The following is a 20,341-nucleotide window of genomic DNA, read 5'->3' as shown; positions in this document are numbered from 1 at the left end:
TGTCAGCCGTTGGTGCAGGTGTTCCCGATGGCCGGGTTCAGCAGGCCGATCACGTCGATGCTGTTGCCACAGAGGTTGATCGGGATGTTGACCGGAACCTGGATGACGTTGCCGGACAGGATGCCGGGCGAGCCGACCGCCACACCGGTCGCGGTCGCGGAGTTGTCGGCCGAAGCGACGCCGGCGCCGGCCAGCACCAGCGCACCGGCGGCGCAGGCCAGGCCGAGGGCCCTGCGGAAGTCCTTCATGGGGGTGTCTCCATTCCTTGCCGGATAGAACAGGGGCAGACGGGGAGCACTCCTGATCGTCGGTGACCGAAAGTGTCCCTCGCGCTACTCTTCGGCTTCGACTGGCCAGGAAACGGTTACGCCACCGGCAAGTCACCCGTAGTCACCCGCTCGGCGCAGCAGCCGAGCTGATAACCGCACTCGTCCGGCCCTACCGGCCGCCCCCTACCGGCCGCCGGCCGGCAGCACGGCCCGGACCAGGAAGCCCCGGTCCGCCGTCGGCTCGGCGGTCAGCTGCCCGCCCAGCAGCTGGGCCCGCTCGCGCAGCCCGACGAGCCCGTGCCCGCCGCCGGGCAGCGGTGCGCCCCGGTCCGGGCGGCTGGGCGCCGGGCCGTTGCGCACCTCCACCAGCAGCCGGCCGGCCCGCTCGCTGACGGTGATCCGCACCTGGGAGCCGGGCGCGTGCTTGCTGATGTTGGTCAGCGCCTCCTGGACCGTCCGGTAGGCGGCCCGCTGGACGGCCTCGGGCCACTGGCGCCCGTCCGGGTCGAGCTCGTCGCGGCCGCACAGCCCGTGGTCCATCAGCAGTCCGTTGCCCGCGACCAGTCCGCTGTCCTCGACCAGCCGCGGCAGATCGGCCAGCCGGGGCTGTGGGGCCTGCGGCGGGCCGGACGGCCCGCCAGGACCGGGCAGGCTCGCGCCGCCCGCGGCCCGCAGCACCCCGACCATCTGCCGCAGTTCCTGCAGGGTGCGCACCGACAGCTCGCGGATGGTCTGCGCGGTCCGCGCGGCGGCCGGGTCGGTGGTGGACACCTGCAGCCCGCCGGCCTGCACGCTGATCAGGCTGACCTGGTGCGAGACCACGTCGTGCATCTCCCGGGCCAGCCTGGCCCGCTCGGTGGCCAGCACCCGTTCGGCCAGCAGCCGGGCCTCGCGGCGCTGCCCCAGGGTGAGCTGCTCGAGGCGCAGGGTCAGCTCCCGCCGGGTGCGGGCCAGCATGCCGAGCGCCACCGGGGCGGTGCCCAGCAGCACCGACTGCATCACGGCCAGGCCGTTGCTCTGGGTCAGCGCGAGCGGGTCGACCCCGGAGTTCTGCCCGGTGACCGACCAGGTGAAGTAGTCGCAGAGCCCGAAGGCGGCCGCGCAGAGCACCGGCACCGGCAGCCGGCGCCGGTCGGCGGCCACCGAGTAGAGCGCGGTCATCGGGGCCAGCCAGCTCTCGGTGAAGAAGGTGCCGGGCAGCGCCAGCACCATCGAGACGGCCGGCCAGCGCAGGCGCAGCAGCAGGCCGAGCGCCGCCACGCAGTTCAGCGCGTTCTTCCACCAGACCGTGTCCCGGTCCAGCAACCAGCTCTCCAGCAGTGCGTAGGCGACCGGGAGCAGCAGGGCCAGGCGGCGGCGGGCGGCGGGGGAGAGCGGTCGGCGTCCGACGAGCGTGATCACGATCCGGCGGGCCGGACCAGGCCGGCGCGGTGTGCGATCACGGCGGCCTGCACCCGGTTCGCCGCGCCGAGCTTGCCGAGGATCGCGCTGATGTGGTCCTTGACCGTCCCGGTGCCGAGGAACAGCCGCTCGGCGATCTCGGCGTTCGCCAGCCCCTCACCGAGCAGCGCCAGCACGTCCAGCTCGCGGCCGGTCAGCGAGCGGACCAGGGCGAGCGCGCCGGCGTCGGGGCTGCCACCCTCGACGTAGCCGCCGATCACCGTGCGGGTCACGGCGGGCGAGAGCATGCTGCCGCCGGCCGCCAGGATCCGTACCGCGTGCACCAGCTGGTCCGGGGCGGTGTCCTTGAGCAGGAACCCGGCCGCCCCGGCGCGCAGCGCGGTGCCGATGTACTCGTCGGTGTCGAAGGTGGTGAGCATCGAGACGGCCGGCGGGTCGGGCAGCGCCCGCAGCCGGCGCAGCACCGAGATCCCGTCCAGGTCGGGCATCCGGACGTCGAGCAGCACCACATGCGGCCGCAGCCGTTTCACCTGCTCCTCGGCCTCGCCGCCGCTGCAGGCGCCGACCAGCTCCAGGTCCGGGGCGGAACCGACGATCATCCCCAGGCCCGAGCGGACCAGCAGCTCGTCGTCCACGATCAGCACGCGGATCGCTGTCACGGTCCCTCCTCACTCCTCGCTCGGGGACGAGCCTAGGGCTTCCGACGGTTCTCACCCCCGCCGAACGGCGGGGTGGGAATCGGCTGACCGGTTCACGCGGATCCGCCGCGGGCTGCGCCACGATTGATGACACTCCACCAGCAGTGCGGATGCGCCTGCGGATCCGATCGTTTGGAATGAAGCTGTGTCCACCACCACCAAGCCGTCCTCGGCGGCCGCGCCGCGGTCCGGGTTCCTGGCCCGGCTACGGCCCATCGGTGCGGCCGGTACGGTCTGGTACCTGCGGCTGATCGCGCTGGTCAACGTGGTGGCGGTGGTCCTGACTCCGTTTCGCAACACGGTGCGCCACCACTCCGAGGGCCAGTACTTCACTCCGTACCTGATGACCGCGGGCCTGGCCACGGCGGTGCTGTCGATCTTCCTCGCGGTGGCGATGCGGCGGCGCAAGCGGGCCGCCTGGATCTTCAACTTCGTGCTCGCCGGGTTCTTCTTCCTGCTCTACCTGCTCGCGATCGCGGTGCCGGGTGCCGACCACTACAGCAAGCACGGCTTCAACTACTTCTCCACCATCCTGACCGGCCTGTTCGTGCTCTTCCTGCTGGTCGGCCGCAAGGAGTTCACCTCCAAGGGCGACCGGTCCAACCCGCTGACCGCGGTGGCCACCTTCGTCGGCGGGCTGGTGCTCGGTGGGCTGGTCGGGGCGATCCTGGTCGGTTTCTACAACCGGCTGTCGGACGCGAGCTTCGGCGACGAGTTCCGCTACGCGGTGGGCCGGATGATCACGGTCACCCCCTCGGACCGGCTGCTGGACGTGATCGACGTCCCGAACTGGCTGAACGCCTTCATCAACGCGATGGGCGCGGTGCTCTTCCTGCTGGTGCTCTATGTCGCGTTCCGCAGTCCGCGCGGCAAGGAACTGCTCACCCCTGAGGACGAGCAGAAGCTGCGCGCGCTGCTGGAGAAGCAGGGCGAGCGGGACTCGCTGGGCTACTTCGCGCTGCGCCGGGACAAGGCGGTGGTCTTCTCGCCGACCGGCAAGGCGGCGGTCACCTACCGGGTGGTCGGCGGGGTCTCGCTGGCCTCCGGCGACCCGATCGGCGACCCGGAGGCCTGGCCGGGCGCGATCGAGGCCTGGCTGGCCGAGGCCCGCGAGCACGCCTGGGCCCCGGCCGTGATGGGTGCCTCCGAGGAGGCCGGGGTGATCTACGCCCGGCACGGCCTGGACGCTCTGGAGCTGGGCGACGAGGCGATCGTCGAGCTGGACGAGTTCTCGCTGGACGGCCGGGCGATGCGCGGGGTCCGGCAGGCCTACAACCGGATCAAGCGGGCCGGCTACACGGTCCGGATCCGCCGGCACGAGGACATCCCCGAGGCCGAGATGGCCGAACTGCTGGAGAAGGCCGACCGCTGGCGCGACGGGCAGACCGAGCGCGGATTCTCGATGGCGCTGGGCCGGCTCGGCGACCCGGCCGACGGGCGCTGCGTGATGCTGGAGTGCCACGACGGCCAGGGCGAGCCGCGGGCGGTGCTGAGCTTCGTGCCCTGGGGCTCGAACGGACTCTCGCTCGACCTGATGCGCCGGGACCGGGAGACCGAGAACGGCCTGATCGAGTTCATGGTGATCGAACTGCTGGAGAAGGGCGCGGGCGAACTGCGCCTCAAGCGGGTCTCGCTGAACTTCGCGATGTTCCGCTCGGTCTTCGAGCGCGGCTCGCGGCTGGGCGCCGGGCCGGTGCTGCGACTGTGGCGCGCGGTGCTGGGCTTCTTCTCCCGCTGGTGGCAGATCGAGTCGCTGTACCGGGCCAACGCCAAGTACCGGCCGATCTGGGAGCCGCGCTACCTGCTCTTCGAGAAGAGCAGCGAGATCCCCCGGATCGGGATCGCCAGCGCCCGCGCCGAGGGCTTCATCACCGCACCGAGCCTCCCCTCGCTCTTCCGTCGCCGGCACACCCGGTCCGCCGCCTCCGGTGCGGCCCCGACGTTGCCCACGGCGGAAGGCGGCGGGAAGGGGTAACCCTCCGCCGGGGGGCGGAGGGAACCCGAACGCGCTGTCGACCGAGCGTTCTTCAGGGCGGGATATAGCCGATGGTGCTGTTCTCGGGGTGGGCCTCGGGGTCGGCCCTGAGATCAACACGTGCGATATCCCACCTGAGGATGAGTCGAATATGGGTATGAAGACCGAAGCGGGAGATGTTCCACTTATCTAGGCTTGACATAGCGGGGAAATCGACGAGAGAGGCAGTCGTGGACCAGAGGACCCACACGGGGGGCGCGCGACAAGGGCGGGGGGCGCTGTTGCGCCGGGCCGTCGTCGCCGAGTGGGGAACATTGTTCGGCACCGTCCGGGAGCACGTGGCGCGCAAGCGCTTCGCGTCCATTCCGTTGGCGGTCGTCGCGACGTTCCTGATCCTCCTGTTCAGCATTGTTCAGCACCTGCCGGGGGGAGAGTCGTTCGTCACCCGGATCGGCGTGATCAAAGCCGGGCTGCCGCTCGACGTATCGCTGCTGCGCACCCCGTTGTCGCTCTACGTGCCGGCCCTGGACCTGCCGGTCTGGGGGGCGCTCGTGCAGGTCCTGCTGGTCTTCGGGATCGCCGAGATCGTGCTGGGCCGCAAGGCGACGCTCTTCATCGCCTACGCCTGCACGCTGACCGGCACGATCTACGCGCGGATCGGCGTGCGGCTCGGCCCCGAGCACCTGTTCGGCCTTCCCGGCGCGGTCGCGCACATGCGGGACACCGGTCCCTCGGCGGCCGTGGTGGCGCTGGCGATCTGCATCGCCTGGAAGTCCAGGGCCTGGTTCACCGGCGCCGCGGTCATGGCGGCCATGCTCGGCGAGGCCGTGCTGGTGCCGAACCTGGCCGGCCAGGAGCACATCGTGGCGATCATCACCGCCGTGCTGATCGCGGCCTCCGGCGAGGTCTTCGGCAGCTACTGGCCGCGGGTGCTCACCGGGGTCGGTGCGGCCACCCTGTTCAGCGCGGACCGCCAGCGCACGGCGTGACCCGGCTGGGTGGTCCGGTTCAGCCGCGCGGCAGCGGCTGCTCGAACCAGACCACCTTGCCGACCGCCTTGCGGGCGGTCCCCCAGCGCTCGGCGAGCTTGCTGACCAGGTTGAGGCCGCGACCGTTCTCGTCCATCGACTCGGCGGGCTCCAGCGACGGCAGGTTGTGGTTGTCGTCGCTGACCTCCACCAGCAGCTTGTCCACCCGGATCAGCTGCAGCTGGACGTAGTCCCTGGCCACCCGGACCGCGTTCGTGACCAGCTCGCTGACCAGCAGCTCGGTGGTGTCGCTGAGCGCGCTCAGCTGCCAGGCCGCCAGCTGGTCGCGGACCAGCCGGCGGGCCCGGCGCACCTCGGCCCTGTCCACCGCGAGGGTCCAGGTGGCCACCTCGGTCTCGGCCACGCCGTCGAATCGCGCAACCAGCAGCGCCACGTCGTCCTTGCGGTCGTCCGAGTGCAGCCGGTCGAGCACCGTGTCGCAGGCCTCGTCGGGCGTCTGCTTGGGATCGATCAGGTTCCCGCAGAGCGCCGCCAGGCCCTCTCCTATGTCACCGCCGCGCACCTCGACCAGCCCGTCGGTGCACATCACCAGCATCGAGCCGTCGACCACGTCGATCTTCTTGGCCACGAACGGCACCCCGCCCACCCCGATCGGCGCGCCGGCCGGGATCTCCAGCAGTTCGCCGGTGCCGTCCGGATGCACCAGGACCGGTGGCACGTGGCCGGCGCTGGCCAGCTCGCAGGTGCGGTTGATCGGGTCGTAGACCGCGTAGAGGCAGGTCGCCAGATGGTCGTCGCCGATCTTCTGGGCCAGGTTGTCCAGGTGGCGCAGCAGCTGGCCCGGCGGCAGGTCGAGCGCGGCCAGGGTCTGCATCGCGGTGCGGAAGCGGCCCATCGCGGCGGCCGAGTGCAGGCCGTGGCCCATCACGTCGCCGACCACCAGGGCCACCCGGCTGCCGGGCAGCTGGATCGCGTCGAACCAGTCGCCGCCGACCTCGGCGCGCCGGTCGCCCGGCAGGTAGCGGTGCGCGATCTGGACGCCGGGGATCTGCGGCGGGCGGGTCGGGATCATCGAGCGCTGCAGGGTGGTGGCCATCTTGGACTCGGCCCGGTGCAGCCGGGCGTTGTCCAGCGACAGCGCGGCCCGGGCGGCCAGCTCGCGCAGGGTGGCGGCGTCGGCCTCGTCGAAGGGGGCGCGGTCGGGCAGCCGCAGCAGTTTGAGGATGCCGAGCACGGTGCCGCGCGCGGAGAGCGGCAGCACCAGCATCGAGCGCCCGGAGACCACCGGCACCAGGCTCGGCCCGCCGCCGAGCGCCGCCGCGTAGTCCACCGCCAGGTCCTCGCCGACCACCGGGACCAGCACCGCCTGGTTGCGCTGCAGCGCCATGCCGGGCGGGGTGCTGCGGGGCATCGCCAGCAGCGCGCCCTCCTCCAGCACGTGCGACCAGGTGCCGGCCGACTCGTGGTAGCTGCGGGCCACCCGGCGCAGCATGGTGTCGTCGTCCGGCGCCTCCTCGGGCAGCTCGGCGTCCGAGATCAGCCGGTCCAGCAGGTCGACGCAGGCGAAGTCGGCCACCCGGGGGACCAGCACCTGGCACAGCTCGCGGGCGGTGGTGTCCAGGTCGAGCGTGGTGCCGACCTTGCCGCCGACCTCGTTCAGCAGGGTCAGCTGCTCGCCGGCCTGACCGTCGGTCAGCAGCGGGGCCAGCTGGTCGGCCGGGGGCCTGGTCCGCTCGCCGGTCGCCGGCAGGGGCAGCATGGTGGCGGGCGGCTGGGCGGTGGCGGCGGGTTGCTGATCGGTCGTCAGGGGGGCTCCCGGGGTCGGTGCGGGGCTCGGGGCGCCGGCGCCCGGTTGCGGGCGATGCTGCGCCGGTAGGGCCGGGGCGGCCGGGTCGAGGCGGGGCTCGGCGGCGGCCCGGGGTTCGGGGCGCGGTTCCGGGACCACCCGCAGGCCCAGCTGCCCGGCGGCCGCGGCGGAGCGCTGCTGGGCGGTGGGGTAGCGGCGACCGAGCCCGGCCGCGAGTTGGGCCACGCCTGCGGAGAGCGGCTCGTAGGGGACGACCGGCAGCCTGGTGCCGTCGTCCACCCAGAGCGCGGGCGCGCCGGCGGTGGCGACCTGGCGCAGCATCGCGCGCAGCCGGACCGGGCCGATCCTGGGCAGCAGCGGTGCGAGCGGGCTGGCCGAGCCGGGGACGGTGCCACCCAGCGCGGCCGAGATCCGGTGGAAGCTCCCCTGGGCGTCCGGGCGGGCGGCGCCCCAGCAGTTGGTCTCGGCCGCCGCGTAGGGCAGCAGCCGGCGGCCGATCGCGATCCGCGGGCCGCGAGCCCGCAGCGGGCGGGCGTCGGCGGCCAGCGCCAGCAGGCTCCGGCCGTCCGCTTCGAGCAGCGGGTAGACCCACCAGAGCACCGAGCGGGAGCGCTCCTCGCGATCGGTGACCGGCATCAGGCCGGCCCAGGCGCCGGCCCGGGTCAGGTCGTCCAGGGTGTCGAAGGCATCGCAGCGGCGCCCGGCCGCCAGCGGTGCCCGGGTCAGCGAGCGCGGCTCCACGGCGGGCAGCAGGCCGCCGGCGGTGCGGCCCTGGACCGTCTCGGTGCGGTGGCCGAAGAGCTCCTCGGCGCCGCGGTTCCACAGCGCGATCCGGCCGTCCGGATCGACCAGCACGGCTGCCAGCCGCACCATCGCCACCACGCCCGCCGGTTGGTCGGCGGGCTCCGGATCGACGAGCGGCGGCGGCGCGGCGACCGAGCCCAGGGCGCGGGGCTGGTTCGCCGGGGTGTCCGCTGTGGAGTTCGGGTCGTCCGCCATGGGATTCGTGTCGCTCCCGCCTGTCCGGCCGCTGCTGGGCCTGTTGCCGCCTCCAGCGAAGCACGGACCGGCCCCGAGCCGGTACCGAAACCGCCAGATTCCTCGGTATCAGTTGCGTGTCACCCAGCGTGCGCCCTGTCGCACGCCCTGTCCATGACTTCGTTGGCCGGATCTCGCCGCCCCTGCGGCCCTCCCGGTCCCGCTCCCCGGCCCGGGTAGGCTCGACGCGGCCCGTCCGCCGGTACGGCGGTGCGGTAGGGCGGCGTGGCACGACGACGGGAACGACGGGACACGATGGCAGAGCGAGGCGAGCAGGTGACCGCGGTGAGTCCCGTCCGCTGGGCGGACCCGGAGCGGCAGCGGCTGGAGGAGCGGGTCGCGGCCACCGAGTTGGCCTGGCTGACGCTGGAGGTCGACGTCGAGACCCTGCGGGTCGAGATCGACAACTTCGCGCTGATCCACCACGAGCGCCTGGGCCCGCTCTACGCCCGGATCGACGAGCTGGAGGCGCTGGTCGCCGAGGCCGTGGCCGCGCGCACCGGCAGCCCCGAGGACCTGCGCCGGGCGGTGGACGCGCGCCGGCTGGTGGACGAACTGCCGGACCTGGACACGCTCTTCGACAGCGTGCGGCAGGCCGAGCAGCGGGCCGCCGAGGCCGCGGCGGGCGGGACGGACGGGACGGACGGGACTGCCGCCGACGAGCAGCTCGAGCAGCCGCGGCGGGTGCGTCCCGGCAAGGAGGCCCAGCGGCTCTACCGCGAGCTGGCCCGGCGGGCTCACCCCGACCTGTCCACCGACCCGGCCGAGCAGCAGCGGCGCTCCGCCTTCATCGCCCGGGCCAACGAGGCCTACGCGCGCGGTGACGCGGCGGCGCTGGAGTCGCTGACCCAGGAGTGGTCCACCGCCCCGGAGTCCGCCCCCGACTTCGCCGCCCCCGACCGCGGCGCCTGGCTGCTGCAGCGGCTGGACTGGCTCTCCGCGCGGATCGCCGAGCTGGCCACCGAGCAGGTCCGCCTGGAGTCCACCGCGATGGGCTCGCTGCTGGCGCTGGCCCCGGGCGACCCGGACCAGCTGCTGGCCGAGTTGGCCGAGCAACTGCTGGCCAAGGCCGCCGCCCTGCAGGCCGAACTGGGCCGGTTGCCGGCCGATCCGGTGGACAATGGGGCACCGACACCGACGTCCGTACCACCGACGTCCGTACCGCCGACACCCGTGCAGGAGAGCCCGCGCATGTTCCAGCAGATCCCCACCGTCCAGGTCCAGAGCCTGCCCGCCGACGCGGTCCTGGTGGACGTGCGCGAGCAGGACGAGTGGGACGCGGGGCACGCCGAGGGCGCGCTGCACATCCCGATCGGCGAGTTCGTCGCCCGCACCGGCGAGTTGCCGGCCGACGTCCCGCTGTACGTGGTCTGCCGGGTCGGCGGCCGCTCCGCCCAGGTGGTGCAGTACCTCGTCGGCCAGCAGGAGCGGGAGGCCTTCAACGTGGACGGTGGCATGTTCGCCTGGGCCCAGGCTGGCCGCCCGATGGTGAGCAGCTCGGGGAAAGACGCCTACGTGCTCTAGGGTGCTGGCCCTGGTAGGGAGAGGCCCTGGGCAGGGAGGGCCCTGGCAGGGAAAGGCCCTGGCAGGGAAGGAATGGGGCCGGATGACCGACGCTGACGAGCCGGGCGAGCCGGCCGCCGAACGCGCCTGGTCGCGGCCCGCGCTGGCGGTGCTGGTGGGCGGCGGTGCGGCGCTGGTGCTCGGCACGGCCGTCTTCCTCGGCCTGGTCTTCCTGAGCGTGGCGCCGCCCAACTCGCTCTCGCAGCGGTACCAGAGCCAGGTCGACGGGCTGGTCTACCCCGAGTTCGAGCAGAACTGGAAGCTCTTCGCGCCCGACCCGCTGCAGCAGAACATCAGCGTCGAGGCCCGGCTGCGCAGCGCCGCCGGGGACGGTGCCTGGGTCGACCTGACGGCCCAGGACATCGCGGCGATCCGCGGCAACCCGATCCCCAGCCACGTCGACCAGAACCTGCTGCGCCGGGCCTGGGACTTCTACGACGGCAGCCACACCTCGGACGAGAATCCGGTCGGGCAGCGCGGCGGGCTGGCCCAGGAGTACCTCAAGCGGATCGCGCTGCAGCGGCTCGGCCGGAGTCTGGACGGCGCCCCGGTCACCGGGATCGAACTGCGCTCGGCCACCACGGCGGTGGCGCCGCCACCGTGGAGCACCCAGCAGTGGTCCACCGCGCCGCAGTACCGGCAACTCCCCTGGTGGCCGGTGAGCACGGCGGACTACGGCGGTCTGTCATGACCGGGCAGCCGGAGACCGGGACCGAGGGGCTGCTGGCCGGGATCCCGCGCCAGGGCGGCCAGCCGGCCCCGGCGGACCCGACTGCGGTGGCCCCGGCGCCCGCCGTCGCTCCCCCGTCTCCCCCGCCGCTTCGCCCGCGGCTGGGCGCGCAGCTGCGGGACGCCGTGTCGGCCGGCTGCACCGCCTTCTCGGCCCGCCCGCTGGCCCGGCATCAGGCGGCCGTGGTGCGGATCGGCTTCGCCCTGGTCTTCACCCTGCACCTGCTGCGCGAGTGGCCCCATCGCCGGGTGCTGTACGGCGACCGCTCGCCGTGGAGCCCGGGGCTGGTCCGCGACCTGCTGGGCGACACCCACGCCTTCACCGTGCTGGTCTGGCGCGACGAGGGCTGGTGGTTCGAGGGCTGCTACCTGCTGGCGATCCTGGCCGGGGTGCTGTTGCTGCTCGGCTGGCGGACCAGGTTCAGCTCGGTCTTCTTCCTGGTGGCCGTGGTCTCGGTGCAGAACCGGAACATCCTGGTCGGCGACGGCGGCGACAACATCGTCCACCTGATGGCGATCTACCTGGTCTTCACCCGCTGCGCCGAGGTCTGGTCGCTGGACGCCCGGCGGCGCGCCAGGGGCGGCGGCGGTGACGCGGTCGGGGTGCTGCTCTGGGTGCTCGGCGGTGCGCTGCTGACGGCGGCTCAGCTGACCGGACACCTGACCTGGCGCGGCGACGGCTGGCCCTACCTCGGCTGGTCGGTGCTGTTCTGGACGCTCTGGGCGTTCGCGGCGCTCTGGTGGCTGGTCGGGCGCCGCTGGCCCGGCGGGGAGCCGCGGGCCGTGCTGGACGCACTGGCCACCATGCTGCACCACTGCGCGATGGTGGTGATCGCCGCGCAGGTGGTGCTGGTCTACTCGACGGCCGGCTGGTACAAGGTGCAGGGCTCGCGCTGGCAGGACGGCAGCGCCCTCTACTACCCGTTGCACCTGGACTACTTCACGCCGTGGCCGGGCCTGTCCGCGCTGCTCGGTGGCAGCGCGGTGCTGGTCTTCGTCTGCTCCTACGGCACCGTGCTGGTGCAGGTCGCCTTCCCCTTCACGCTGGTCAACCGGCGGGTGAAGAACGTGCTGCTGGCGGTGATGATCACCGAGCACCTGGCGATCGCGGTGCTGCTCGGCCTGCCGATCTTCTCGCTGGCGATGGTCGCGGCCGACGCCGTCTTCCTGCCGACCGGCGCGCTGCTGTGGCTGGGCGGGCGGGTCCGTTCGGTCCTCGGCGCCGCCGGGCGGCGGCCGGTGGCCACCTAGACTGTCCGGTATGCCCTGGCTCACCGCCCTTCGCCACACCGGGCGCGCGGGCCTGCGCCTGGAACGGGCGTTGAGCGATCCGGTCCGGGCGGTGCGCGGGGCGCTGGCAGTGGCGCTGGTGGTCTTCCCGGTGCTCGCGATCGGCGGGCCGCGCCCGGCCACCTCGGCCGCGATGGGCGCCTTCATCGCCGGCACCGCGACCTTCCAGCGCAGCTTCCGGCCACGCCCCTCGCTGGCGCTGGCCGCGGGTCTCGGCCTGGGCGTCAGCACGTTCCTCGGTTACCTGGCGGTCTCGGTGACCGGGCTCTTCCCGGTGCTGCTCGCCGCCTGGGCGTTCGCGGCGGGCCTGGCCTGGGCGCTCGGCCCGACCGCCGGGGTGGTGGCCACCAACACGCTGACCGTGATGCTGGTGGTGGTCCAACTGCCCGTCAGCGTGCCGACCGCCGTGGCGCACGCGCTGCTCTGCGCGCTCGGCGGCGGGGTCCAGGCGTTGCTGATCACGCTCTGGCCGATCAAGAACTGGGGCGCCCAGCGGGACGCGCTGGCCGACGCGTACGCCTCGCTGGCCGACTACGCCCGCCGGCTGCGGCAGGACCCGCACGCCGCCATCGACCCCGGCCCGCTGATGACCGCCCGGCACGCCGCGGCCCTGACGCCCTGGCAGCAGCGCCGCCGCCCGCCGGAACTGCGCGGGCTGCGCGGGCTGGCCGAGCGGATCCGCCCCACCCTGGCCGCGATCTCCGACCCGCAGCTCGGCGCGGCCGCCGAGGGCCCCGAGCGGGACCGGGTCAGGGAGTTGCTGGGCGGCGCCGCCCAACTGCTGGACGTGCTGGCCCGGGCGATCCGCACCGGCGACCCGCCCAGCTATCCGGGCGCCGTCACCACCGCGCTGGCCGCCCCGCTCCACCCGGTGCTGAGCGGCCCCGCGCTGCGCGCCGCCCGCCGGCTCACCACGCTGCTCGACCGGGCCTTCGGCACCCTCGACCAGAACACCGAGTCCACCCTGCAGACGCCGATCGCCGGCTCCGGCGGCGCGCTGCTGCGGCCCGGCCTGGCCAAGATGGTGCCGGTGGCCGTGCGGACCGTCCGCCACCAACTGCGGGCCGGCTCGCCGGTGTTGCGGCACGCGCTGCGGCTGTCCGGCGTGGTCACCGCCGCCTACTTGCTGGCCCGGCTGACCGGCCTGCACCACAGCTACTGGGCGGCGATGACCGCCGCGATGGTGATCCGTCCCGACTTCGGGCAGACCTACAGCCGGGGTGTGGCCCGGGTGGTGGGCACCCTGGTCGGCGTGCTGCTGGCCACCGGGGTGGTGGAGCTGCTGCATCCGGGGAACTGGGCGGCCTGCGCGCTCGCCGTGGTCTGCATCGCGGGCGCCTACCTGACCCTGCGCACCGGCTACGCGCTGATGACCACCTGCGTCTCCGCCTACGTGGTCTTCCTGCTCGGGATGGAGCCCGGAGCGCCGCTGGAGACCGCCCGGGAGCGGATCCTGATGACCCTGCTGGGCGGCGGGGTGGCGCTGCTCGGCTACGCGCTCTTCCCGACCTGGGAGACCGCGCGGCTGCCCGAGCGGACCGCCGAGTGGATCACCGCCGTGGGCCGGTACGCCGCCGCCGTGCTGGCCGGCTACGGCGACCCGGCCGGGCGCGACCCGCGGGCGGTGCGGCGGGCGCTGCTGGACGCCAGGGAGGCGCGGGCGGCCTTCCTGCTGGCGCGGGAGCGGGCGGCGGCCGAGCCGGTGCGGCACCGGGTGCACTCACCGCAGCTGAGCCTCGGGCAGCTGGGGCGAGCCCGCGAGGCGCTCGGCCTCCTCTCCCGGGTGGTGCTGCTGATGGAGGCCCACCTGCCCGGCCGGCAGGCCGAACCGGTGCCGGGAGCCGCCGAGTTCGGGCAGGAACTGGCGCGCGCGACCGCGGCGGCCGGGGCGGCGGTGCTGACCGGGACGGCGGCCGACTTCGGGCCGCTGCGGGCGGCTCGGCGGGCCTGGGCACGGGAACTGGACCGGCAGCCGGGGCAACTGGACGTGCTGCGCGCCGGCTCCCGGTTGCTGCTCCAGGCGCTCGACGAGCTGGAGCGGGCGATCCGCCCCGCGCCGTCAGCGGGTGGCGGTGTGGGCCTGCCAGTGGAAGAGGCCCATGCCGACCGAGGTGGCCAGGTTGAAGCTGGAGACCAGCGGGCGCATCGGGATCGCCAGTAGGGCATCGGCGCGCGAGCGCAACTCCTCGCTCACCCCGTGCCGTTCGGAGCCGAAGACCAGCAGCGCATGGTCGGGCAGCCGGGTGCTGTGGATGGACTCGCCCTCGGGGTCCAGCACGTAGAGCGGGCCCGGCGGCAGCCGGTCGGCCGGCAGCCGGGCCACGTCGGTGGCGAAGTGCAGCCCGGCGCCGGCCCGCACCACGGTGGGGTGCCAGGGGTCCAGATCGCCGGTGGTGACCACGCCGGTGACCCCGAAGCCGGCCGCCAGCCGCACCACCGCGCCCACGTTGCCGAGGTTGCGCGGGTTGTCCAGCACCACCACGGGCGCCCGCCGCGGCAGCGCGCTCAGCCGGGCCAGCGCCAGCTCGGGATCGGGCCGCACCGCCAGCGCGGCCACCCCGGTCGGGTGCGGCCGGGCGACCACCTCGCGCAGCACCGCCGGCGAGACCTCGACGGCCGCGGCGAGCACTGCCTTCGCCACGTCGGGCGCGAGGGCGCGGCTCAGCTCGCCGAGCGCCGACCGGTCGGTGGTGACGATCTGCCGCAGCTCGCCGCCGAACCGCAGGGTGTGCTTGAGCGCGTGGAACCCGTCGATCAGCACGGTGGACGGATCCGCGGCCGCCGCCCGCCACTGGCGCAGCGCGAGGTCCGGGGCATCGTGGTTGGTCATACGAGCACTGTCGCATGACCAACCGGCGCTTCAGGCCGGGGTGCCCCGCTCCCAGAGTTCTTCGGCATGCTCGGCGAACCGGTCGAACATGCCTCCGTCCTGACAGCGGCGCAGCTGCATCATGGGGGAGTCGTGGCCGACGAGGCGAGCCAGGTGGGGGGTCACCAGTGCGGTGTGATCGAAGCGGAAGACCGACAGGCTGACGTGGTTGGGGCCGTCCTCCGGCGCGCTGAAGCGGGCCTCGATACCGCTCGTTCCGGCGAGCTTGGCCAGGTTCTCCAGGGTGATCCGGATACGGGTGGAGACGGTGAGCGCCACGTTCTCGATCTCCTCGCGCTGGCGGGTCGTCGCCGACTGCGGATCTCCGAGGAGGAAGCGCACTCGGCAACCGGCCTCCGCCTTGCGGCGCAGTCTCTGGTGCAGGGCCGGTTGTTCCAGCCACACGAAGTAGTTGGTGTAGCCGGCGAGGAAGATCTCTGACGTGGCGTCATCGATCAGCTGGGACCAGACGGACGTGGGACAGGCCGAGCGGTACGGGTAGACGGCGAACACTTCCCGGTCGTGACCCGTCTTGAGGTTCGCCCGAACTGAGTTCGGCCAGATCATCCGTTCATCAACCCCTAGTGCGGTGCAGACGTCGGTGCGGTTGCGCTGGTGTGGGACCAATGTGGCGTCAGCCAGCCAGCGTTCCACAGTCTTGGGAGTGACACCGACGCGGGTGGCCAGGTCTCTGACCCTCATATTGGCGTCGGCCATAGCGTCCCGAAGCGCTGCGTTCAAGTCTCTCCCCTTGGACGTTTGGGCCTTCTTGGACGGTAGCGCCGAGCGAGCCGCGCTGTCCCGACTATGGGGGTGAGACCGCCCGACCGGATGCCGATGCTTGTCCTGAGGCTTCAGATGAGCCTCTACCAGAGGCAGGGAGCGTGGGCGGCATGACGACGGCGAAGGAGCCGCGCGGCGTGGGGCGGCAGCGGACGACCGTGAGCAGGGCCGAGATGGCGGCGATCCTCGCCGACTACGACCCGTTGCGGGCGGCCGGCCTCGGTGGTGTGCCGAAGGACTGGCCGCTGTGCGAGTGCGGCGGGGAGAAGTGCCCGGACCGGGGGCTTGCCGAATGACTGGCAATGCCGGCTGGAGCGAGTCTCCCGAGGCGAGTCCCGCGAGGGCTCTTGTGCCGACGCCGGAGATGCTTCCTGCCCCAGCCGGATCGCACCCGCTCAGCTGGCCGCCCTGCACCTGTGCAGCGGCCGTCTGCCCGGACCGGGACGCCCGTGCTGGGCCTGGCGAGAGGCAGGGCGTGGCGCGGGTCCGACAGGAATCGATGAGAAGGGAAACACCTGTGACCGTCAACCCGGTTGAGTTCGAGTTCGTCAAGACGGCGGCCTGCCAGAACACGGTGCGCAAGTCGTGCCCGGAGGTGGCTGTGAACGTCCCCGGCGTGGTCGCGCTCCGCGACAGCGACCGGCCACGTGAGATCGTCACCATGACCCCGGCGGCGTGGACGGACTTCGTCGCCGCCGTGAAGGCCGGAGAGTACGACCTGAGCGTGTAGGAGAGTCGTGGACTGTCCGCTGTGTGAGCGGCCCATCATGGTCGATCCGGAAGCAGCTCAGGGCTTCTGCTTCAGCTGCAACGAGTGGGTCACCGCCTACCCGGACGTGCCGGAGCCGTACCGGTACACGCCACAGGGCCGTCCTTACCGGCCTCGAAGGCACCGGCCGGACGGCCCGCCCGGTGGGTGCGGCGGACAGTCCACGTCCGCGTGAGGCGTTCTGCTTTCTGCGCAAAGCGCTGGACAGCGGCCTACTCCCACTCCCAGCGGATGCCGCGCTGCCCCGGCTGCTGGTCGGTGGCCAGCACGTGGGCGCTGGCCGAGGCGCCGATCCAGAGCCGTTCGCGCACCCGGTCCTGCAGTGCGCCCGGGTCGCGTTCGTAGCGTTCGCAGTGGGCCGGCACGGCGGTGGGGTCGAAGTGCACCTGGAGCACGTACTCGCGCACCGGCGTCGCGAAGCGGCGGCCGTAGACGGTGGTCGGGCCGCCCGGTGGCAGCTCCACCTCGTACTCGAAGACGGCGCAGTCGCCGAGGCCGAGCGGGCGGTCCAGCAGCAACTCGGCGACCAGCAGGCCGATCTCGGGGCAGCGGCGGACCCGGCCGAGCCGGGCGTGCCGGACCGAGGTGAGTTCGGGGCAGCCGACGGCGTCCTCGTCCGCCTGGTGCACCACCAGGCAGCGGGAGACGCCGGCGGTGGTGGCCCGCACCACCTGACGGGTCCTCAGCAGGCTGCCGAAGCGGTTGGCGTCCAGGTAGCAGGCGTCGTGCACGCTGAGTCGTTCCAGCTCGCCGGTCGGCGGCGCGTCGAGTTCCGCGAAGACTTCGGCGATCCGCTGCTCCTCCGGCCAGATGGTGGCCACCGGCAGGCAGTCCTGGGGGCCGCCGGTGACCCAGCGCCCGCGCGGGCGGGGCGGGCCCAGCAGGCCGGACAGCGCGGTCCTGGGCAGTCCGAGCAGCTGTTCCAGCAGCGCCACGGCCCGGACCGAGGAGGCCCGTTCGGGCTGGCTGCGACCGCGTCGCCAGTAACTCAGGGTGGTCACACTGACTCTGACGCCCTGTCGGTCGAGCTCGGTGCGGATCCGGTCCAGGCTCAGCCCGCTGGCCTCGATCGCGCTGTGCAAGGTGGCTGCGAACTCGCTGGTAGCGGGCCGCCGCTCGGCGCCGGCCGACGGGGGCAGTTCGCGCAGCGCGACCGCGTGCGGCAGCTGCTGCTCCACCAAGCGGAGATGAGCGGTGTTCTGCGGGTAATACGTGCTCATGCGAATGACCTTCCCCACCAGCCGCCAAGCTGTCCGAGGACTACGCGGCGGGACCGGCTCGGTGCCGTTGTGGGGACGGCACCGAGCTGCAGGAACCTTACGCAGGGATCAGAGGCTACGTCATCCACCGCGTGCTATGACAGTGGTCACGACAAATTACTTTCACGCGGGTTTGCTCGGATCTCCAAACGGACGAAACGCGAATGCAACAATCCCGCCGCTATCGGACGCTGGTCCGATAGCGGCGGGATCTCACTACCTGGGATTATTCAGAATTCGGTGTCAGCGAGCTACCAGGTAACAACACGGAGTATCAGCCGACGTTCAGGGTCGGCGCGGGCGACTCAGCCGACGTTCAAGGCGGTGTCGTCGAGGACGAAGCTGGTCTGGCCGTTGCCGCTCTCGCTGCCGGTGAACGTCAGGGTGACGGTCTGTCCGGCGAAGGCGGAGAGGTCCACCGTGTGCTGGAGGTAGCCGCTGGCCGCGTCCAGGTTGGAGAACGACGCCACGGTGGTGCCGTTGACCTGGACGGTCAGGGTGTCGTCGGCCGTCGAGTCCGTGTTGGCGGTGTCCACGTGCAGCCAGAAGCTGAAGGCGGCCTGGCAGCCGGCCGGGATCTTGACGGTCTGCGACACGGTGTCGGTGTGGACGCTGCCGTAACCGTCCAGCCAGGCGTCGTAGTTGCCGGAGTGCGCGGGCTGGCTGCCCAGGTCGCTGTTGACCACGCCCGAGCTGGCCTGCCAGGGCGAGGCGCTGCCGGACTCGAAGCCGGGGTTTCCGAGCAACTGGGCCGGGGTGCAGCTGGAGGCGGCCGCGACCGTGAAGCCGAAGGTCGCGGTGCCGGTGGCGCCGGTGGCGTCCTTGGCGGTGACGGTCACCGAGGAGGTGCCGGCGGCGGTCGGGGTGCCGGTGATCAGGCCCGAGGTGCTGATCGACAGGCCGGCCGGCAGGCCGGTGGCCGAGTAGGTCAGGCTCTGGCCCGAGGCGCTGTCAGTCGCCTTGACCTGCAGCGAGACGGCGGTGCCGACGGTGCCGCTCTGCGCGCCGGGGCCGGTCACCGTGACGGTGTTGCCGCCGCCGGCGGAGCTGCTGCCGCCGAGCAGTGCGGTGGTCAGCGCGTCGGCGACCGGGGAGCCCCAGCCGGTGACCTGGTCGTAGCCGGTGCCGGCGTTGAAGTCCTGGTTGCCGCTGGTGGTCACGTCGTGGAACGTGGTGCCGTAGGCGCTGCTGTTGGCGACCGAATAGAGCGCCGGGTTGGCCTGGCCGAGGTTGGCCTTGCCGGCCGCCTTGGCCTTCTGGTTGAACAGCGCGGTGTAGCCGGACCAGAGCGGGGCCGCGGCGCTGGTGCCGCCGTAGACCTGCCAGCCGGGGCTGCTGGTGCCCTGGGTGTAGATGGCGAAGCCGCTGTTCGGGTCGGCGTTCGACGACACGTCGGGGACGGTGCGCATGGTGCCGCTGACGCCGGTGCCGGTCTGCCAGCTCGGCTTGCCGAAGACGGTGGAGACGCCGCCGCCGGCGGTGGTCCAGGCGCTCTCCGAGGAGTAGGAGGTGCCGGAGAGCTGGAGGTTGGTGCCGCCGACGCCGGTCACGTAGGTGTCCGAGGCCGGGAAGTCGACCGACTTGACCGAGGCGCCGCTGGTGGAGCGGGTGCAGTCGCGCGAGCCGTCGTCGCCGGAGGCGGAGAAGACCGAGATGCCTTCGGCGGCGGCCTGCTTGAAGGAGGTGTCCACCGCGGTCATCGAGGACTGGGTGGTGTCGGGCTCGCAGCCGCCCCAGGAGATCGAGATGACCGAGACCTGGTCGTCGGCCACGATCTTGGCGGCCATGTCGATCTCGCCCTGGTCGCTGTTGGGGGCCTCGTAGACCAGCTGGGTGGCCTTGGGGGCCACGCCGCGGACGATCTCGCTGTCCAGCTCGACCTCGCCCTGGCCCTGGCCGGGCTTGCTGTCGTAGCTCTGGCCGTCGACCGGGACGGTGCTGACCGCCGGGCCGCTCAGGCCGAACTGCTTGTCGTAGGTGGTGAGGTTGGTGGCCTGGTAGCCGTCGAACTCCCAGAGCGCCACCTTCACGCCGGTGCCGTCCGCGCCCATCTTGTTCAGGTTGTAGGCGCCGTCGTACTGGCTCGGGCCGTAGCCGCTCGGCGATGCCATCGGAGCCGAGGCGTTCGGCTTGGCCAACTGCGGGGTGCGCACGGTCTTGTTGTTCAGACCGGAGACCCCGTCGACTATCGAAGCGACGTCGGCCGGCAGCGAGGCGGCGTTGTCGTTGGCGAAGAACTGCTTGGCGTCCGCGGCGTCGTAGTACGCGCTCTCGTGCGTGCCGAAGGCCTGCGCGATCTGGGCGTTGCCGCCCTTGGCGTCGATCACCTGGCGGTTGGCGCTGACCGAGACGGTCAGACCCTGCGACTTCAGGTAGCCGACGACGTGGTCGACGTCCGCCTGCGTCGGCGCGTAGCGGGCGGCGAACTGGGCCGGGGTCAGGTAGTGGCCGTAGTTCGGCGAGGCCGGGTTGGCGACGTCGGCCAGGAACTTGTCCAGGTCGGCCGTGTTGCGCAGCTTGAGGCCGACCGCCACCGAGATCTGCTGGGCGGCGGGGACGTCGCCCTGCTTCTGCGAGTGGGACACCGCGGGGGTCACGGTGTCGGGCAGCGCCACGCGGGGGGTCGCGTTGGGGGTGGCGGCCTGGGCGGCGGTGACCGACAGCGAGGCGGCGCAGAGCGGCAGCAGGGCTATCGCGGCGGCGAGCGCGAGGGGACGGGGTCGCACTGGGATCCTCCTCTGGCCGGCGTGCATGGCCGGCAGGGGTCAGGCGTTCTGGGGGATCGAACGCTGCTAAGAAGATCCCAGAAGTTCCCTGGGAGTTGAGTATTGATCAGGTAATGAACTCCCCAATAACAGTCAAGTGTTGATCCGGAGAATGTGAACTGAATAGGACTGTTTCT

Annotated in this window: 16 protein-coding genes; 8 read left to right on the top strand and 8 right to left on the bottom strand. The window is 72.7% G+C overall.

All coding sequences use genetic code 11. The annotated features are described in order from the left end of the window. Positions 1-2: 2 nt before the first annotated feature. From P3T41_RS19725 to P3T41_RS19715, 3 genes are all read right to left on the bottom strand, one after another. Complete coding sequence (locus P3T41_RS19725) at positions 3-248, bottom strand: chaplin (RefSeq protein WP_280691275.1); 246 nt, start codon at positions 246-248, stop codon at positions 3-5. A gap of 204 nt (positions 249-452) precedes the next feature. Further along, positions 453-1,670, bottom strand: coding sequence for a histidine kinase (locus P3T41_RS19720; RefSeq protein WP_280691274.1), 1,218 nt, complete (start codon positions 1,668-1,670; stop codon positions 453-455). After that, on the bottom strand, positions 1,667-2,329 hold the full coding sequence (locus P3T41_RS19715; protein ID WP_280691273.1) for a response regulator transcription factor: 663 nt from the start codon (positions 2,327-2,329) through the stop codon (positions 1,667-1,669). The genes P3T41_RS19720 and P3T41_RS19715 overlap by 4 nt, the downstream gene beginning before the upstream one ends. A 235-nt stretch (positions 2,330-2,564) precedes the next feature. On the opposite strand from P3T41_RS19715, the gene P3T41_RS19710 reads away from it, so the two are divergent. Both P3T41_RS19710 and P3T41_RS19705 read left to right on the top strand, forming a co-directional pair. Beyond that, positions 2,565-4,343, top strand: a complete 1,779-nt coding sequence (locus P3T41_RS19710; RefSeq protein ID WP_280691334.1) for a phosphatidylglycerol lysyltransferase domain-containing protein — start codon at positions 2,565-2,567, stop codon at positions 4,341-4,343. 230 nt (positions 4,344-4,573) lie between these two features. Then, positions 4,574-5,332, top strand: coding sequence for a hypothetical protein (locus P3T41_RS19705; RefSeq protein ID WP_280691272.1), 759 nt, complete (start codon positions 4,574-4,576; stop codon positions 5,330-5,332). 19 nt (positions 5,333-5,351) lie between these two features. Here the strand turns inward: P3T41_RS19705 and P3T41_RS19700 are convergent, their stop codons facing one another. Further along, complete coding sequence (locus P3T41_RS19700) at positions 5,352-8,138, bottom strand: SpoIIE family protein phosphatase (protein WP_280691271.1); 2,787 nt, start codon at positions 8,136-8,138, stop codon at positions 5,352-5,354. A gap of 294 nt (positions 8,139-8,432) precedes the next feature. Between P3T41_RS19700 and P3T41_RS19695 the strand changes: the two genes are divergently transcribed. From P3T41_RS19695 to P3T41_RS19680, 4 genes are all read left to right on the top strand, one after another. Then, entirely contained in the window at positions 8,433-9,701 is a 1,269-nt protein-coding gene (locus tag P3T41_RS19695; protein ID WP_280691270.1) for a rhodanese-like domain-containing protein, read from the top strand. An 82-nt stretch (positions 9,702-9,783) separates the two neighbouring features. Further along, positions 9,784-10,431, top strand: coding sequence for a DUF5819 family protein (locus P3T41_RS19690; RefSeq protein WP_280691269.1), 648 nt, complete (start codon positions 9,784-9,786; stop codon positions 10,429-10,431). Next, positions 10,428-11,720, top strand: coding sequence for an HTTM domain-containing protein (locus P3T41_RS19685; protein ID WP_280691268.1), 1,293 nt, complete (start codon positions 10,428-10,430; stop codon positions 11,718-11,720). Before P3T41_RS19690 ends, P3T41_RS19685 begins: the two co-directional genes overlap by 4 nt. Positions 11,721-11,730: 10 nt before the next feature. Further along, positions 11,731-13,920 carry an FUSC family protein gene (locus tag P3T41_RS19680; protein WP_280691267.1) on the top strand — a complete coding sequence of 730 codons (2,190 nt, stop codon included), beginning with the start codon at positions 11,731-11,733 and terminating at the stop codon, positions 13,918-13,920. Here the strand turns inward: P3T41_RS19680 and P3T41_RS19675 are convergent. Then, on the bottom strand, positions 13,819-14,589 hold the full coding sequence (locus P3T41_RS19675; RefSeq protein WP_280691266.1) for a TrmH family RNA methyltransferase: 771 nt from the start codon (positions 14,587-14,589) through the stop codon (positions 13,819-13,821). The two genes, P3T41_RS19680 and P3T41_RS19675, sit on opposite strands and share 102 nt — an antisense overlap. Before the next feature lie 30 nt (positions 14,590-14,619). Further along, positions 14,620-15,345: a DUF5919 domain-containing protein gene (locus tag P3T41_RS19670; protein ID WP_280691265.1), complete on the bottom strand. Its 726-nt coding sequence runs from the start codon at positions 15,343-15,345 to the stop codon at positions 14,620-14,622. A gap of 176 nt (positions 15,346-15,521) precedes the next feature. Between P3T41_RS19670 and P3T41_RS19665 the strand changes: the two genes are divergently transcribed. Together P3T41_RS19665 and P3T41_RS19660 are read left to right on the top strand one after the other, a co-directional pair. Beyond that, complete coding sequence (locus tag P3T41_RS19665; protein ID WP_280691264.1) at positions 15,522-15,707, top strand: hypothetical protein; 186 nt, start codon at positions 15,522-15,524, stop codon at positions 15,705-15,707. A gap of 221 nt (positions 15,708-15,928) precedes the next feature. Continuing rightward, positions 15,929-16,141 (top strand): DUF397 domain-containing protein, encoded by a 213-nt coding sequence (locus P3T41_RS19660; protein ID WP_280691263.1) that lies wholly within the window; start codon positions 15,929-15,931, stop codon positions 16,139-16,141. Between the two features lie 251 nt (positions 16,142-16,392). On the opposite strand, the gene P3T41_RS19655 is transcribed toward P3T41_RS19660, so the two are convergent. After that, positions 16,393-17,400: a hypothetical protein gene (locus P3T41_RS19655; protein ID WP_280691262.1), complete on the bottom strand. Its 1,008-nt coding sequence runs from the start codon at positions 17,398-17,400 to the stop codon at positions 16,393-16,395. Between the two features lie 344 nt (positions 17,401-17,744). Then, a complete protein-coding gene (locus tag P3T41_RS19650; RefSeq protein ID WP_280691261.1) occupies positions 17,745-20,165 on the bottom strand; it encodes a protease pro-enzyme activation domain-containing protein in 2,421 nt (806 codons plus the stop codon). Positions 20,166-20,341 lie beyond the last annotated feature (176 nt).

The sequence above is a fragment of the Kitasatospora sp. GAS204B genome (assembly GCF_029892155.1).
In the GTDB taxonomy this organism is placed as follows: domain Bacteria; phylum Actinomycetota; class Actinomycetes; order Streptomycetales; family Streptomycetaceae; genus Kitasatospora.
The sequence above is the reverse complement of the archived record's forward strand: the minus strand, read 5'-3'. Positions and strand labels throughout refer to the sequence as shown.